General features: G+C 46.0%; 15 protein-coding genes. 1 reads left to right on the top strand and 14 read right to left on the bottom strand.

The window, feature by feature from the left end; all coding sequences use genetic code 11:
* Position 1: 1 nt before the first annotated feature.
* Positions 2–1,402 carry a rhamnulokinase gene (rhaB, locus tag R2J37_RS02885; RefSeq protein ID WP_316266181.1) on the bottom strand — a complete coding sequence of 467 codons (1,401 nt, stop codon included), beginning with the start codon at positions 1,400–1,402 and terminating at the stop codon, positions 2–4.
* 171 nt (positions 1,403–1,573) lie between these two features.
* Between rhaB and R2J37_RS02880 the strand changes: the two genes are divergently transcribed.
* Positions 1,574–2,320, top strand: coding sequence for a DeoR/GlpR family DNA-binding transcription regulator (locus R2J37_RS02880; RefSeq protein ID WP_316266180.1), 747 nt, complete (start codon positions 1,574–1,576; stop codon positions 2,318–2,320).
* Positions 2,321–2,398: 78 nt separating this feature from the next.
* Here the strand turns inward: R2J37_RS02880 and surE are convergent, their stop codons facing one another.
* From surE to R2J37_RS02815, 13 genes are all read right to left on the bottom strand, one after another.
* Entirely contained in the window at positions 2,399–3,202 is an 804-nt protein-coding gene (gene surE / locus R2J37_RS02875; protein ID WP_316266179.1) for a 5'/3'-nucleotidase SurE, read from the bottom strand.
* Positions 3,186–4,616, bottom strand: a complete 1,431-nt coding sequence (locus R2J37_RS02870) for an FGGY-family carbohydrate kinase (RefSeq protein WP_256194164.1) — start codon at positions 4,614–4,616, stop codon at positions 3,186–3,188. The genes surE and R2J37_RS02870 overlap by 17 nt, the downstream gene beginning before the upstream one ends.
* 140 nt (positions 4,617–4,756) lie before the next feature.
* Complete coding sequence (locus R2J37_RS02865) at positions 4,757–5,542, bottom strand: SDR family oxidoreductase (protein WP_230107164.1); 786 nt, start codon at positions 5,540–5,542, stop codon at positions 4,757–4,759.
* Positions 5,543–5,755: 213 nt separating this feature from the next.
* Positions 5,756–6,640: a damage-control phosphatase ARMT1 family protein gene (locus R2J37_RS02860; RefSeq protein ID WP_316266178.1), complete on the bottom strand. Its 885-nt coding sequence runs from the start codon at positions 6,638–6,640 to the stop codon at positions 5,756–5,758.
* Between the two features lie 40 nt (positions 6,641–6,680).
* On the bottom strand, positions 6,681–7,256 hold the full coding sequence (locus R2J37_RS02855) for a glycerol-3-phosphate responsive antiterminator (RefSeq protein ID WP_316266177.1): 576 nt from the start codon (positions 7,254–7,256) through the stop codon (positions 6,681–6,683).
* A 2-nt stretch (positions 7,257–7,258) separates the two neighbouring features.
* Positions 7,259–8,872 carry a BCCT family transporter gene (locus R2J37_RS02850; protein WP_316266176.1) on the bottom strand — a complete coding sequence of 538 codons (1,614 nt, stop codon included), beginning with the start codon at positions 8,870–8,872 and terminating at the stop codon, positions 7,259–7,261.
* Positions 8,848–9,393: a hypothetical protein gene (locus tag R2J37_RS02845; RefSeq protein WP_316266175.1), complete on the bottom strand. Its 546-nt coding sequence runs from the start codon at positions 9,391–9,393 to the stop codon at positions 8,848–8,850. The genes R2J37_RS02850 and R2J37_RS02845 overlap by 25 nt, the downstream gene beginning before the upstream one ends.
* Complete coding sequence (locus R2J37_RS02840; protein ID WP_316266174.1) at positions 9,390–10,397, bottom strand: electron transfer flavoprotein subunit alpha/FixB family protein; 1,008 nt, start codon at positions 10,395–10,397, stop codon at positions 9,390–9,392. The genes R2J37_RS02845 and R2J37_RS02840 overlap by 4 nt, the downstream gene beginning before the upstream one ends.
* A complete protein-coding gene (locus R2J37_RS02835; RefSeq protein ID WP_256194153.1) occupies positions 10,394–11,191 on the bottom strand; it encodes an electron transfer flavoprotein subunit beta/FixA family protein in 798 nt (265 codons plus the stop codon). The genes R2J37_RS02840 and R2J37_RS02835 overlap by 4 nt, the downstream gene beginning before the upstream one ends.
* Positions 11,192–11,196: 5 nt before the next feature.
* Positions 11,197–12,624 carry an FAD-binding oxidoreductase gene (locus R2J37_RS02830; protein WP_316266173.1) on the bottom strand — a complete coding sequence of 476 codons (1,428 nt, stop codon included), beginning with the start codon at positions 12,622–12,624 and terminating at the stop codon, positions 11,197–11,199.
* A 14-nt stretch (positions 12,625–12,638) separates the two neighbouring features.
* Positions 12,639–13,577, bottom strand: a complete 939-nt coding sequence (locus R2J37_RS02825; protein WP_256194140.1) for an electron transfer flavoprotein subunit alpha/FixB family protein — start codon at positions 13,575–13,577, stop codon at positions 12,639–12,641.
* On the bottom strand, positions 13,574–14,383 hold the full coding sequence (locus R2J37_RS02820) for an electron transfer flavoprotein subunit beta/FixA family protein (protein WP_256194138.1): 810 nt from the start codon (positions 14,381–14,383) through the stop codon (positions 13,574–13,576). The genes R2J37_RS02825 and R2J37_RS02820 overlap by 4 nt, the downstream gene beginning before the upstream one ends.
* Before the next feature lie 10 nt (positions 14,384–14,393).
* Positions 14,394–15,851, bottom strand: a complete 1,458-nt coding sequence (locus R2J37_RS02815; protein ID WP_256194136.1) for an FAD-binding oxidoreductase — start codon at positions 15,849–15,851, stop codon at positions 14,394–14,396.
* Between the last annotated feature and the right edge of the window lie 79 nt (positions 15,852–15,930).

Raw genomic sequence — 15,930 nt, 5'->3', positions numbered from 1 at the left:
TTTAACGATAAACCTTTATATCAAAAGAACGGTAAATTACATTTCTCGCCTCTGTTTTATCAGTAAATTCTCCGCTTCTTATCATCTGTGCTGTGATGTTTCCAAGAGCTGTCCCTTCCGTCGGTCCCGCATGAACTTCTTTTCCGGTTGCCTCAGCTGTCAATTTGTTCAGATAACCGGCCTTTCCGCCTCCTCCCACAATATGTATCCTTGTGTAGGTCCGTCCTGTGGAGACTTCTATACCACGTATAGTATCGGCATAACATTTTGCAAGACTTGCATAAATACAGGAAGCTATCTCTCCCAAAGTTTCCGGAACCTGCTGCCCTGTCTTTTTGCAGTAATCTTTGATGGCTTCTGTCATATTGTCCGGTGCCATAAAACTTTGATCTGTAACATCTACACGGGAAGAAAATTCTTTCTCCTTCTCCGCCTCCTCACATATCTGCGCAAAACTGCAGCTATCTCCCAGTTCATGACGCACCGACTGGATCATCCAAAGGCCCATGATATTTCTGTGATAACAGATACGGGAATCAAATCCGCCTTCGTTCGTAAAATGATTCTGACGGCTTACCTCGCTGCAGTCCGGCTCATCTCTTTCGATTCCCAGCAAAGACCATGTGCCGGAACTGATAAACACATAATCCTCACCATCGGCTGGTATTGCCAGAATTGCAGAAGCTGTGTCATGGGTACACGGAAGGACTACTTCCATATCGAATCCAAATTCTTCCGCCAGCTCCTTCCTGATCTTTCCCAGACTTTCACCGGGCATTGCAATCCTTTGAAATATCCCGCCAGGTAATTCCAGACGCGCAAGGAGATCCTCATCCCAGCATTTTCCCGCCGCGTTCATCAACTGCGAAGTGCTTGCTTCCGTATATTCATTTACTTTCTTTCCCGTTAAAAGAAAATGAAAATAATCCGGGACAAACAAAAGCGCTTTTGCCTGTTCCAGTTCTTCCGGATGTTCTTTTTTTAAAGCCATCAGCTGGTAAAGCGTATTGAATGTCATTTTCTCAATCCCGGTTCTTTGATACAGCTCTCTCTCCCCGATGATCCTGGCTACCTCTTCATCTATACCGTCAGTACGCCTGTCTCGGTATCCATATGTCTCCCCTATAATCTCATCCCTGTCATCAAGAAGAACATAGTCTACGCCCCATGTATCAATTCCCATACTTTTTGGTATTTTCCCAATCTGTGCACATTTTCTGATCCCTGCTTTAATATGTCCGAACAGCTTTTCATAATCCCAGCACAGATGACCGTTCCTTTTGACCATACCGTTTTCAAAGCGGTAGATCTCCTCCAAGACCAGCTTTCCGCCCTGAAGGCTGCCCAGGATATGCCGTCCGCTGGATGCACCGATGTCCACAGCCAGATAGTAATCTCCCATGATCCGCCTCCTTCTTTTTCCCGTTTTCTTGTTTCAGTATAGCACAAGAGCCTATAATTGTAAACTTACGAAATATATTTTCTTTCGTACGAAACTTATATTATTGACATACACAATTTATAATGTTACCATATAATTAACCGAAACACACCGTCACAGGAGGCAGTACTTATGAAAGAACGTCATACCGCACTTCTTGAATATATTGCAGAACATGGAAAAACAGAGGTTTCTTTGCTCGCCGATATACTGGGAACCTCCCAGGTAACAATCCGGAAAGATCTGGAATACCTGTCTGAAAAAGGAATGTTGAAAAGGGAGCGGGGATATGCCCTGCCCAACGACGCCGGGGACATTCACTATCGGATAGCGTTCCACATTGCGCAAAAGCAGAAGATTGCACGGCGCGCAGCAGACTGTATTCAGGACGGCGAAATGCTGATGATCGAATCAGGCTCCACCTGTGCCCTGTTCGCCGAACAGCTGGCTAAAACAAAGAAAAATGTAACCATTATTACAAATTCTGTTTTTCTTGCCGACTATGTCAAAGGCTATCCCAACATTGAGCTTATCCTTCTTGGAGGAACGCTGCAGCCCCACAGCCAATCTCTTGTAGGGCTTCTCACAAAAAATTCAGCCGCCTCCTTTCATGTAGATAAGCTTTTTGCCGGAACGGACGGATATTCCCGGGATTTCGGATTCACAGGCGATGATCTGGCCCGCTGTGATACTTTATCCGCCATGACTGAATGCGCAGACCATGTATATATTCTGACAGATTCCGGGAAATTTTCCCATCCGGGAGGCATCTCTTTTCTTCCTCTTCAGGATGTCTATGAAGTCATCACCGACGAAGGGCTTCCTAAAGAGGAGCAGGATTTTCTCTTAAGTCAGGGAATCCGCGTATCAATTGCCTAAATACATACAAAAATCTCCGGAAGATTTCCTTTGTTGCACAACATGTGTGAACAAAAAGAAGTCCTCCGGAGATTTTTCTTATATTCCTGTGCGTCCTGCTGTCATGTCTATCGTAAGCGGGGTCACGGAAATTTTTCTGTCTACATATACCGCATAGATATCACTGTCCCTCTCCAGGGTATCCATATCAATGCTGATTTTTGAAGTAAGTCGGAAAGGACGGGAAAAATCCCTTTTCTGCGGCTTCTGGAAACAAAAATAATTCTGTCTGCTCTGTGTCGTGATCCGATAATCTTTCGGATCCTCTGCTTCCGCCGGAACGTTGATATTCCATATATCTGCCTGCATCACATTCTCCTTTGCGAGAATACGCTGTGCCGCGGCACGCAGAATCTCCCCGGACGTATCAAGCCGGGCACCCGGAAGCTGCTCCAGACGCTGGATGGAAAGATCCGCCTCCAGAGAAACAGCAATCGCGGGTATCCCCTGGCTGGCCGCCTCAATAGCGGCCCCCAACGTTCCGCTGCAGGTCACTGTCTGTCCCAGATTTTCTCCATAATTGATTCCGCTGATACAAAGATCCGGCTTCCGATCCGCAATCTCCAATATTCCATGGGCCACTGCAAGAGCCGGTGAACCGTGGACTCCATAAGCCGGAATCTCCTGCCCGTTAATCCGTATGCAGGAAGTCTCTATGATCCCTGTATCCTCCAGTCTCGGAAAAGCTCTCCCCATACCGGACTGCTGCTTTGCAGGCGCCGCTATGATCAGGTCGCCCAGATCCAGTACCGCTTCCGCTGCTGCCCGTATACCGGGAGATTCTATTCCGTCATCATTTGTCAAAAGAATGAATGGTCTTTCTCTTTTAGTTGAAAAGTTCATACGCCTCTTTTAATACTTCATCTGTATGTTTTGTGATGTTTGTATAAACCGGGTACATCTTCTCATAAAATGCAACTGCTTCCGGATTCGGTGTAAAGGTGTCTTTGATACGAACCATATTTTCTACCGCCTCATCAAAGCTCTTATATACACCTGCAGCAACTGCCGCGCAGATTGCAGATCCAAGTCCTGCTGCTCCGTTTACCTCGTTGCGCACCATCGGGATGTTAAATACATCTGCAAAGATCTGCATGAAAAGATCGCTGTTGGAACCGCCTCCGGTGATGATGATCTTATCAAGCTTTACACCGATCTCGTTTGTCATATCCGTAACATGCTTTTTCATGGTAAGTGCTACAGCTTCCAGGATAGAACGGTAGATATGTCCTCTTTTATGTCTTCCGTCAAATCCGATCATAACACCTTTTTTGTAAAGCGCATCTACAGGTGCCAGCCAGTCAAGCACTGTCATCAGACCGTTGGAACCTGCCGGAACTGCCTCCGCTTCTTTGCTCAAAAGCTCTTCTGCAGACATCCCCTGTGCTTCTGCTTCTTTCTTGTATCCGTCTCCCAGAATATCTCTGAACCAGCTTACTGTCCACATTCCTCTTCTGATACCGTTTGTATCATACAGATACTTGTTTGGCACGCAGGAGAATTTCGGCCATGTAGCGGTTGTACCCTTCAGGTTTTCTTTTCCTTCCATCATACCTGCTGTGTATGTTCCGAGGGAAATACATGCAGTTGTCTCACCCATACATCCTGTTCCAAGACCTTCTACTGCTTTGTCATTGGATGTTGCCACAACCGGTACTCCTTCCGGAAATCCTGTTGCTTCTGCAGCTTCCTTTGTCACATAGCCCAGGATATCACCCGGCATTACAAGGTCAAACAGCATTTCTCTTGGCATTCCTGTATTTTTGTATGCTTCCGGATCATCAGACCATTTCCAGTTGTCGATATCGATCGGCCATACGCCTTCATAGTTTCCGATCGTATCCTTGTGTTCACCTGTCAGTCTGTATGTAATGTATCCGGAAGATGCTACTACATATTTTGCATCCGGATTAGAGAAATCATATGGCTTGGATACACGGATATCCATCCAGCTAAGAGCCGGCTGTGCAAGCATTCCGTCTTCCTTCAGATAAGCTCTGCAGTAACGGATCGTACAAAGTCCGATTCCCACGATGTCTTCTTTATTTCCTTTAAAGTTAGCCATACATTTTTTTCCTGCCTGGCAGATCGCATCCCACCAGTCATCGTCCGGATGCTCTACAAGCTCCGGTCCCGGGAGGTTGTATGGTTTTAATGGATGTTTTCCCTCGCATACAATATTTCCTTTTGTGTCAAAAATCAAAATTTTGGCACTCTGGGAACCTTCATCAATACCGATAATATATTTCTCACTCATATCAAAATCCTCTTCCTAATTGTTGTTTCTTTTTCTGCTTTTTACGGCGGTGCACAAAGAAACGCCCTCTTTTGTACACCGCCGTTTGTATTTTGACAACGATATCGGCGCTGCTATCTCACACAGCGATATCGGCACAATTATCTTACAAGGTATCCTCCGTCTACAACTGCCAGAGTTCCGTTTACATAGTCAGATGCACGGCTTGCCAGATAAACAACAGTTCCCATCAGATCCTGTCTCTCTCCCCAACGATCAGCCGGAACATGCTCTTTGATCTTGATGTACTTCTCATCGTTTGCGCTTCCTGTTCCGCTTGTCATGCTTGTCTGGAAGTATCCAGGAGCAATACCATTTACACAGATTCCATATTTTCCAAGTTCATCTGCATACGCTTTTGTCAGTCCCATAAGTCCTGCTTTCATTGCAGCATATGCCGGTGATCCAAGTCCGCCAAGGAAAGAGAACAGAGAACAGATGTTAATGATCTTTCCGCTCTTCTGTGGGATCATGTATTTTGCTACTGCATGGCTTAAATCAAAAGCACCTGTCAGGTTGATCGCGATCATCGGATCCCATTCTGCTCTGCCGAAGTCAAGTACATCAGCAATCTTGCAGATTCCTGCACAGTTTACAAGGATATCAATGGATCCGTATGTCTCTACGCACTTCTCTGCAACTTTATCACAGATTCCATCCTCTGTAATATCTCCCAGCATGAATGTATATTTTACGCCGCAATCCTCAATCAGTTTCTGTGTTGTTCCGTCGTCATTTACTGCTGCAAAGCAGAAAATATTTGCTCCGGCTTTTGCAAGCGCCAGTGCGAATGCCTGTCCCAATCCGCTGCATCCTCCTGTTACGATTGCATTTTTCCCCTTCAGTGAAAAGAAATCCATAGAAAAATCATTGATATTTAAGCTCATTGTTATACCTCCAAAAACCTTCAATTCTTTTGTCCCGTAAAAGAACTCTTCCTCTACCTGCGCACAATAGAGAAAATGAAAAAAGTAACTTCTACCCGCACTACACGGGTAAAAGTTACTTTCTCTTTCGCTCTTTTAGTAACTACGTACATAGTACAGCGATTACTTCATTTTGTCAATATCGTGATAATATTAAAAAACGATACCCTATTTTTATGCATATTGCACAATTCTCTTTTCATTTCCAAGAACCGGGGTAAATCTTGCCACCTGGAACTTCTTCACGAACAATGTACACTTGCACAGGAACAGATAATAAATATTTTCTCCGCATCCCCGCAGTGTCTCGAAGTTCCCCTGACCTTTGGCAATACAAAGATCAGCCCTTTTGATCCGATCCAGCGCCTCTTTGCTGATCCGATCCAGGGGAGTGCCGGGGATTTTTATCCCGTTAGTCAAAACCTCTGCAATTTCAGGCATACCAATAAAAGCAGCATCCTCTTTTGTAGCGTCATTCAATGTGGGAAATCCTCTGACAAGCACTGTCACTTTCAGACCGGGATGCAGCCCTTTCATTGCCTCGATAAACAGTTTATCCAATACAATTTCCCCTGCATTATCCGTGATATAAACCAGGCTCTTTGCCCGGGAAACTTCCCCTCGCAGACGTTCGATCTCCTCCGTATCAAGGGGCAGCTTATCATAGTCTGCAAGAAGCTGTGCAAGCTTCTCTTCATTCACATCCGACATTGCTCCAAAATCAATGTAATTCCCGGTTACAGCATATTGCAGTCCCGTAAGGAAAGGATCACGGGACATACGGATTGTCTGCCGGATCTGTTCTTCTCTTTCCATAAGATACCGGTTATACTTCTCTTTTGGCACCGTATAGGCATCGTCTATCTCAAAATAGTCCTCCAGCACATCAACAGTCTGCTGCATCAGAACAGGAGCGGACACATCCTTGTCTGCCTGTTTCAGGATTTCTCTCACTTTTTCGAGAACAGCCTCCCGTATGCTGTCGTCAGCCTGGTATTGGTCCAAAAGTCCGGACACCTTATTTACACAACAGTCCAAACATTCTACATCTGCTTTCATAGTCTCTCCTTATACTGCGTCGCCCTGTATTTGCGCGGCGCTAACAATCCCATACTTCTCTATTTGTACTGGACACCGCCATAGCCCCTGCCTTCAGCGCTCCCATGACATCTTCTTTGTCCTGGATCAGGCCGCTGGCAACTACCGGTTTGTCCACTTCATGGACAAGATAAGGAATCAGCTTGGTAAGCCCTGCCGGCATAAACTCCACCACTTCCGGATTCGTATGACGCACATGCTTGACAATATTGGTATAACTTCTTCCGTCCATCATATAGAAACGCTGAATCGTAAAAATGCCGAGATCTTTGGCTCTCTTGATCATAGTGGGCTTCAGGCTGATGATCCCGTCTGCCATGGTATATTTCTTTATAAAATCCACACAGATTTCTTTTGATGTCAGCCCTTCGATCAGATCAATGTGGACGATCACCTTTTTATCTTTTTCTTTCAGTTTCTTGACGATATCTGCAATGTTGCAGATATCGCCGTAAAGTACATAGACAAGTTTGCTCTCTGAAGCCAGACATGCCTCCAGCCATTCGTCGTTCTTTGCCGCCGGTATCACCGGGCAGTCTGCTGTCAGTTCCATAAATTCTTCTGTCGTCAATGCCATATCTATCCCTCTTCTTTTTCCTCCACAGGCAGCCTGGGTGATTCGATCGGTCTGCCGTTGCTGTCATAGTCTTCCTTATGTACATCATACTTCTTCGGATTTACGCTGATCTTCAAAAGCCCGAATATCATGATGAGCACAAGGAACATATTAGGAAATCCTCCCAGGTTGGAGGCCGCCTTGATACCATCAATTCCTGCAAAGGCAATCAGGATGTAGGTTACCGCTCCAAGAGTAACTCCCCAGACGATTTTCAGCCAGGACGGCGCCTCTTCCTGATCCGGAGTGATACCATGCGTACACAGTCCTGCCATGGCATTCGTATTGGTATCCGAGCCTGTTACAATAGAAATAAAAATGATGAACACGTAGAACACAGCGATAATTACTGACAACGGAAGCTGTGAAAATACGCTGTACACAACAGACTCCGGTCCACTCTCCAGCATGGTTTCATTTAATCCCTGTCCGCTGAACTCATAGTAAAGGGAAGCGGAGGAAAACAGCGCTATCCAGATCATGCTGAACGCAGCCGGAATAACAAAGTTACACTTGATCGCGTCGCGGACGGTATATCCCCTTAAGATTTTTCCAAGGAACACTCCTGTGATAGGGGTCCATGCAAGCCAGTTACACCAGTAGAATACCGGCCAGCTCTTTGCCCAGCTGTCTCCATGTACCGCTCCGTTCATCAGGTTCAGATGAACAAAATCTTTCAGGAAGGCTCCCAGGGACTCTACGGATACATTCAGCATATATGCCGTCGGCCCAAACAGGAAAATGATGATCAGGAATACAAAGTACACTTTCGCGTTAAGGGATGACAGGATACGGATTCCGTTCATGATACCTGATACACTGGAAATAATAAAAGTGATCATAATCAATGCGGCGATCACCAGCCAGGAAGCCGGACCGCTTTCTATCCCGAAAACGCTTTCCACTCCGCCGCCAATAGACATAACGCTTGTCCCGATAGACGCCGCCATACCGGCAACAAGTGAAAAAAGACAGATAACATCCACAATGCCGCCGAATTTCTTTGCCTTCACCCCAAATGCCGGAACCAATGCCGATCCAAGGGAGAAGGACTGGTTCATATTATAATATACAAAGGCAAACGTAAGTGTTGCAATAACATAAATAGCACAGGGCGTAATCGTCCATTCCAGATACATAGTTTCCATGGCAAATACTGCCGCGTCTGCGCTTCCGGATTCCACACCTGCCGCTACTGCCGGTGTATATAAGTGATACATCGGCTCCGCACATGCCCAGAACAGGATTCCGGCTGCAATGATCGTACACAGGGTGATCCACACAAGATCCATGTACTTCATCATCGGTCTGGCTTTGCTGCCTCCGATCCTTACCTTGCCAAGAGGAGAAAACCAGATAACGATCACAGTAATTACACTGCCAAGCGCCGTCAGGTTAAATGCCCAGGCAAAATTATCCAGAACCCAGCTTGTTACCGCATTAAGGCCTGCAAGAAATGCGTCTCCGTTTGTCAGGCTGACTACGACCATAGCGGCCAGTAAAATCCATGGCGGAAAAAAGACCCCTTTTCTTAATTTCAAGTCAACTGTTTTTACTGTTTTTTCTTCCGTTCCCATATGCTCTCTCTCCTTTCCACTCGTATCTCTATCATGGGTACGTTTGTATTTTTAAAAATGGTTTCCAGACGCTCCGCCTGCTGTGTTCCCAGAATCCTTCTTGGGAGTACAAAAAGCTCTCTTTCTATCTTTAAAACATAGACATGATCTGACCGGAACCATTTTATTTTCGCACCGGAATATTTAATCTTTGCTTGTCCCTCTCTATATACGATCTGCCTGTCACTGATTTCTATTTCATATTCCCCTTGCATGGAAGCCAATTTCCTGGCTTTCCGGTTTCTCAGGAAATCCATTCCATATGCCATATAAAAATCAAGAAGAATGATGACTGCAAGAAACAAAAACAAAAAGAATCTGTCCGGAGACCTTATATAAGCGATCAGCGCTGCTGCTCCCAAAATGCTCAATATCCATATGTTAATCTGGCGAAATTTCCCCGACCGCCTGTAATCCAGACAGAGCAGCGCTTCTATCCAGTCCTCCTCACTTAACCGATATCGAAATTTCAGATCTGTCATCTCCCTTCTTTCAAACGCTCGATCAGATCCGGCACTACCTCATACAGGTCGGCACACACCGGATAATGAGCGATTTCAAAGATTCTTGCGTCCGGATCCGAATTGATGGCAATGATATTTTTTGCAGTTTTCATACCGGCCATAAACTGAACCGTTCCCGACACACCGCATGTAATGAGATAATCCGGGGAAACAGTGCTTCCCGAAAGTCCGATCTGTCTGGAGGGGCTCATCCATCCCTTTTCTACCAGAGCCCTGCTGCAGGCAAGCTCACCTCCCAGAAGATGTGCCAGCTCACGGAGCATTTCCAGATCTTCTTTCTTTTTTACTCCTCGCCCTGCCGCTACCAATATTTTCTGACCTGCAATACTATCATCCTGACTCTGTTCTTTTACTGCCTCTATTGTCACAGTCTCATCCGGCCCGTCCCACTTTTTCATATAAAATACGGTATGCTTTCCCGGTATTCCCGGTCTTTTCGGCATGACTCCCGGTCTCACTGTAGCAAGCTGCGGGCGGCGGTCTTTTGTAAGGATCTCTGCCATAATATTGCCACCAAATGCCGGCCTTGTCTGCATGAGATTTCCATCGTCATCTATTTCAAGAGAAGTACAGTCCGCAGTGAGCCCTGTCCGAAACTCCACGGCGATCCGCGGCGCAAGCGCCCTTCCTTCCCTGGTTCCCCCGATCAATACAACCGATGGGCGAATAGTATTGATACACTCTGTCATGATCCGCTCATAGGCGATCGGAAGATACTCATCGGACGCCTCCCAGAGATAAGCCTCATCCAGAAAACTGTCCTTCAGCTCTTCCCTTATTTCTTCCGGCTTCTCCCCAATTGCCACTCCGTAAACTTTTCCTCCGGCTTTTGCAGCAAGTCGTCTGGCCTCACCGATAAGCTCCAGGCTGACCGGCATTACTTTTCCCTTATAACATTCCACATAGACGAGAATCCCCGTCCACTGGTTCTGTTCCTCCTTAAGGCTTTTCCTCAGCATCATGACTGTCCCCTCCAATCCCAGCCGTCTATAATGTCCATAATATATCCGACTGCCTGTTCTTTTTCCATGATCTGAAGCTCCTGCCGCTTCGTTCTTGCCGGCGGGAAAATCCGCTTCACTCGTGTAGCCGATCCGTTCAGACCATAATGGGATGTGTCCTGATCTGCAAAATCTGCAAGAGCAAGGTGATGGATTTCTTTTTTTCTTCCGCTGATCTTCAGTTTTAAAGAAGGCATCCTGGGAATAAAGCTGTCCTTCTCCACTGATAAAAGACATGGCAGTTTTGTTCTGGCCTCAATGTCTCTTCCTTCCATAAGATATGTCACTTTCAGATCGCTGCTTCCATCTGTATGGATCTCTGTCACCCAATTTAAATGGACAAGATCCAACCATTTCGCAAGGGCTCCGCTGACCTGCGCCGTATCGCCGTCTGTTGTCTGCTTTCCGCATAAGATCAGATCGTAACCGCCCTCTTTTTGTATTGCCTGCATCAGCGTGTAGGAAGTTGCCAGGACATCCGCGCCTGCAAAAGCGCTGTCAGTGATGAGGAATCCCTCGTCTGCTCCCATGGCAAAGGCCGTTCTTATGGCCTCCTCCGCTTTAGCAGGACCCATCGTATAAACATGGATCTCTCCGCCGCTTTGCTCCCGTATTTGAAGTGCTGCTTCCAACGCCGCCAGGTCATAGACATTTACTACCGCTTCCAGCCCGGCGCGGATCAGCACACCTGTCTTTTTATCCATGTTCCCTTCTGTCGTCCTGGGAACCTGTTTCATACACACTGCTATCTTCAACGCTTTTACTCCTCTGTTTCAATGATATTTCCCGGATTCAGTCTGTATACACTGTCATATTGTTGTTTCAGCTCCCGGCAGACTTCAAGATAATCTCCCGGAACTGAATCTCCCAATATTTTCTTTTTCAATTTCCCGATTCCATGTTCCCCGATCACTTTACCATGGGTGCTCGTCTCCTTTGCCCACCGGGACAAAAGACGGATCCCCTCTTCATACTCTTCCTTATTTTCCGGAAGAAGATTAATGTGCAGATGATTTTCCATGGCATGTCCGAAAATACAGGCTGAAAGACCGCTTTTCGCGATATCCTCCCTGCTCTTTTTCAGAATTTCCGAAAAACCGGCGTCTGCCACCGCCATATCCGTGCCCAGCTTCGTAATCTCTTTATTTGTTCGTCTGACCCCTTCAATGAAAAGATTGGCTGTCTCGGCCGCCGCATGGCGAAACGCATGCATTTTCTCGATCTCTGCCTCACCGGACACTGCCCAGGCTTCATCAGGATCGCTTCCGCATTCTGCCGCTTTTTCCATCAGGCATTCCGCAATCTCTTCAATGCCTTCCTCCTGCCCCTGGATCTCCAGATAGACCATATCTGTGATCTCCTGTTCAATATCCGGCAGTTCCTTGATCTTTGACATGGAAGGCTTTCTCTCCTCGATCAGGTCCATGGTCTTACGATCAATGTATTCTACCGCCGCCACAGCTGCAGTTTCACAAGACGGAAGCTCCTCCTTAAGGCTGTCCACAAACTGCCCGGCTTCTCCGGTATCACGGAAGAAAAATGCAATTCCCCACAGACTTTCCGGTTTGGGAAGAAGTTTTAAAGTCAGTTCCGTAATAATCCCTGTAATTCCTTCTTTGCCAAGAACCGTATCCATCTTTTCCATTTCTTTTCCGGATGCCAGCACGATTTTTTCGCCCCATCCTATCTCCTGAACAGTACCGTCCGGATAAAGGACACGGATTTTTTCAATGTAGTCTCTTGCCGGTCCATATAAAATCCTGCAGATTCCTTCTGCATTTTCCGCCGCCACACCGCCGACTGTCGCCGAAGTCTCTGTTGGATCCGGCGGCCAGAATACCGGTGTCTTGCGGAACATGCTGTCTATTTCTTTTTTCAGATCCATGAGGGTAATCCCAGGTTCTACGGTCACAGAAGCCGTGCCATCCGAATGTACCTCTCCATCCTTTACCTTGTTCATGTGGGACAAATTCAGGATATGGCCTTCTTCCGGAACTGCCGCTCCGGTGATTCCGGTCTTCCCCCCCTGAATCGTAATTTTCACATCTTTGCCCAAATGTTCCAGCACTTCCCGTATCTCGCTTTCCGTTTCCGGAAAAGAAATGCTGTCGGCGTTTCCTGTGAATTTGGACTCGTCAATCAGATATTCTTTATACTGTTCCTCCATAGGAAAAATTGTGACGCTCATCTTTTCCTCCTATTTTACTGTCTTTTCAAATTTTCTGAAAGTTCTTCTATCCGTTTCATGACCGGAAGAAAGTCATCCGCGATCGCCACATCAGCCTGCTTCATGATCGGCGCTCTTTCGTCCCGGTTTACAGCAACAATAAATTTACTCTTTTCAATGCCTGCATAAAATGCCGCCGCACCGGATGCCCCTACCGCAAAACAGATCTCCGGTGCAAGCATGGCTCCGGATACGCCGATAAGCCTGTCCATAGGCTCCCAGGCATTCATGGCAGCCGGTCTGCTCACTCCCAGAACTCCTCCCAGACTCTCTGCCGTCTGTTCCAGCCTTTTTACATTTTCTTTGCTTCCGCATCCTCTTCCTGCGGCGATCACAACCTTTGCCTGCTCCAGTCCCTTTTCCTTTTCTTCCGGAATAAATTCTTCTTCCAGGATAAAATCCGGCTTTCCGACATTCGCTTCTTCTGTAACTGCGATGTCTCCTGAATCCTTCTTCGCCTTATCCATTCCTCTCTCAAGAGAAATGCAGTAGGGGCCGGTCTGCATCAAAAAGGCCGCTTTCAGATGATTGGCATACACCATCTTGGAAGCCTGAAGGCCTCCGTCAGCGACTGTGATCTTTCCCACTGCTGCAAGGGAGCTCCCTTTTTTCCTTGCTCCGCACCGCACTGCCAATTCAATATCCGATGGATCGCTTCCAAAGATATACAGATCTTCTGACGTCATCCACCCGCACAAAACATCCAAAGCATTTACCGGCGTATATGTTTCCATATAAAGCACCCTGGCCTCTGACGCCGGTATGCCATCCAATATTTTTTCACCTGTTTTTAATATAACCAAAGCTTCCCCTTCTTCTATTTCATCGGGAAGCCCTTTTGCAAAGCCGCACATTTCTTCCATCTGCGCCTGTATTTCTGACAGGAATCCGTTGATAACCAGATGATATCTCATAGTTTTTCCAGCCTTTCCTTCAGATATGATTCAAAAAGCTTCTCCGCCTTCTCCTGGGGAGTCGCTCCTTCGATCCATTTTGTATCTCTTTTTCTTTCCACATTTTCCAGTGAGACAAGCTTCGCTGATTCCATCGGAATTTCTTCATTTACTTCCTCTATAGTCAGCCTCTCGATCGGCTTTTTGCCAAGCTTCATTTTATCCTTCAGAGTCGGTACACGAAGATAGGTATTCTCTGCATTTCCCACAACAAGTACACAGGGAGTTTTTACCGTACGGATAACGCTTCCGCCGTCTGTTTTACAGGTAATCTTAAGACAGTTATCATCTACCGGCTCCATAGAGGTAACTTGAGTAAAACAAGGCCATCCAAGCAGCTCTGCCAGAAGATATGGCGTCTTCATATTGCTCCCTACTGAACTTTGTCCACCCATAACAACCACATCCTGCATGGCGTATTTTTTGAGATATCCCGCAATCGCTCCCGCAAGACTTTCAGGGGCAAAATTTTCCGGCTCTTCCTGCATAATACGCACTGCATGGGCATACCCCAGAGCATAAAGCGTCTTCAAAAACGACTCGTCTTTCTCTTTTCCAATTGTCAGCGCACTTAATTCAAAAACGATGTTAAAGCTTCCTGACAAATCAGAAAGCTTTAACATCATTTCCAGAGCGCTCTCATCAAAACAGTTCCATATTGGCTTGACATAGCTAGTATCCACATGGAGCTGTCCTTCTAACTCCCAATCTTCCTCTGCCACCAGATCCAGATCGGGAACCACTTTAAAGCAACCCAATATTTTCATAATCTTAATCTTATTTTCTTAAAGGAATCAGTGTTCCCATGTTCATAATACCATTTGGATCAAATGCCTGCTTCAGTGTCTTCAGCATATAGTAAGATGATCCGTATTCTTCAGTTACATAGTGAGCTCTTGCTTTTCCAAGTCCATGGTGATGAACAATGGATCCGCCGTATTTGATAACCTGCTCGCAGATGATCTGATTGATTCTGTCATGATATTTGTTGATCTCTTCTTCCGGAGCACAGTCTACAACGTTGTAGTAGTATACAAAGTACATATTTGTTCCGTTGATATAGCTATGTGAAGAATGTCCTCCCATCAAAGTCATATCCGGAACTTCTGCAAGGATTCTGTCACATGCTGTTTTGTAAATATCATAGATATTATCCCAGCTTCCGGAAACCTCTGTTGTAATACCAATGTTCTTTGTTGCTTTGATTTCTTCTTTTTCTTCAGCAATCTGCTCTGGTCCCCAGTTCAGTCCACCGTACCATTTTTCAATAAGCTTAGGATCTACTTCTTCCAGTTCCGGATGTTTGCTCATCAGATCACGGATACCCGCTTCAATAGCCGGTGTAATATTTTCCGGTCCTTCTGCCATCCAGATAAGGATTGCTTTTCCTTCTTCCAGCCATGCGCTGAAGTGCTGCTGTGCATCTGCTGCATCGTACAGACGTGCAAAAGAAGGTTTGTAACCTGCTACCATAACTTCACGCAGGCAGTCAAATCCAAGCTTCATCTGCTCATCATCCAGCTTGTATGCAATGTATCTGTTGTTTTCCGGCTGCCATTTGAAGAGCTTCAGTGTTACTTCTGTGATAAAGCAAAGAGCTCCTTCGTTTCCACAGATGATATGTCTGATATCCGGACCTGCCGCACGTCTTGGAACGTTTTTGATTCTGCAGATCTTTCCATTCGGGAACACAGCTTCCATACCAACGATCATATCTTCGATTCCGCCATAAAGTGTAGAGAACTGTCCGATACTTCTTGTTGCAACAAGACCGCCGATCTGTGCAAGAGGTTTGGACTGCGGAGAATGTCCTGTTGTGTATCCCTGCTCACGAAGCATATCGTCCAGATCCTGAAGCGGAACACCACACTGGCATGTTACCTGCATGTTGTATGTATCTACTTTCAGTACTTTATTCATCATAGAACCATCTACAACAACGGAGTCTTTAAGAGCTGTCTCTAATCCTCCCTCGATAGCGGAATGTCCGGTTCTCGGCACAATGTTGATCTCATTGTCATTTGCAAATGAAAGAACTTTGGAAACTTCCTCTGTGCTTGTTACATATACAACTGCTGCCGGAATCGGCTGTGTATATACTTCGAATACCTGCTCATACTTTCTGTATCTGTCGAGACTGCTTTCTTTTAATACCTGTTCGTCAGTAATGACACGCTCTTTACCGAGGATTTCTACTAATCCCTCTACAATTTTCTCCCTTGAAATAATAGCCATGATGTTTCTTCCTCCTATTTCTTAACTACTTTTTCTTTTCGTCTGTCTTTAAATATGAGAGTTTTTCTTTTTTGACCAA

The sequence above is a fragment of the Claveliimonas bilis genome (assembly GCF_030296775.1).
Classification (GTDB): Bacteria; Bacillota; Clostridia; order Lachnospirales; family Lachnospiraceae; genus Claveliimonas; species Claveliimonas bilis.
The sequence above is the reverse complement of the archived record's forward strand: the minus strand, read 5'-3'. Positions and strand labels throughout refer to the sequence as shown.

Excerpts from the sequence above, each read along its gene's own strand:
- rhaB (WP_316266181.1), bottom strand. The coding sequence starts at position 1,402 with ATGGGAGATTACTATCTGGCTGTGGACATCGGTGCATCCAGCGGACGG.
- R2J37_RS02880 (WP_316266180.1), top strand. The coding sequence starts at position 1,574 with ATGAAAGAACGTCATACCGCACTTCTTGAATATATTGCAGAACATGGA.
- surE (WP_316266179.1), bottom strand. The coding sequence starts at position 3,202 with ATGAACTTTTCAACTAAAAGAGAAAGACCATTCATTCTTTTGACAAAT.
- R2J37_RS02870 (WP_256194164.1), bottom strand. The coding sequence starts at position 4,616 with ATGAGTGAGAAATATATTATCGGTATTGATGAAGGTTCCCAGAGTGCC.
- R2J37_RS02865 (WP_230107164.1), bottom strand. The coding sequence starts at position 5,542 with ATGAGCTTAAATATCAATGATTTTTCTATGGATTTCTTTTCACTGAAG.
- R2J37_RS02860 (WP_316266178.1), bottom strand. The coding sequence starts at position 6,640 with ATGAAAGCAGATGTAGAATGTTTGGACTGTTGTGTAAATAAGGTGTCC.
- R2J37_RS02855 (WP_316266177.1), bottom strand. The coding sequence starts at position 7,256 with ATGGCATTGACGACAGAAGAATTTATGGAACTGACAGCAGACTGCCCG.
- R2J37_RS02850 (WP_316266176.1), bottom strand. The coding sequence starts at position 8,872 with ATGGGAACGGAAGAAAAAACAGTAAAAACAGTTGACTTGAAATTAAGA.
- R2J37_RS02845 (WP_316266175.1), bottom strand. The coding sequence starts at position 9,393 with ATGACAGATCTGAAATTTCGATATCGGTTAAGTGAGGAGGACTGGATA.
- R2J37_RS02840 (WP_316266174.1), bottom strand. The coding sequence starts at position 10,397 with ATGATGCTGAGGAAAAGCCTTAAGGAGGAACAGAACCAGTGGACGGGG.
- R2J37_RS02830 (WP_316266173.1), bottom strand. The coding sequence starts at position 12,624 with ATGAGCGTCACAATTTTTCCTATGGAGGAACAGTATAAAGAATATCTG.
- R2J37_RS02825 (WP_256194140.1), bottom strand. The coding sequence starts at position 13,577 with ATGAGATATCATCTGGTTATCAACGGATTCCTGTCAGAAATACAGGCG.
- R2J37_RS02820 (WP_256194138.1), bottom strand. The coding sequence starts at position 14,383 with ATGAAAATATTGGGTTGCTTTAAAGTGGTTCCCGATCTGGATCTGGTG.
- R2J37_RS02815 (WP_256194136.1), bottom strand. The coding sequence starts at position 15,851 with ATGGCTATTATTTCAAGGGAGAAAATTGTAGAGGGATTAGTAGAAATC.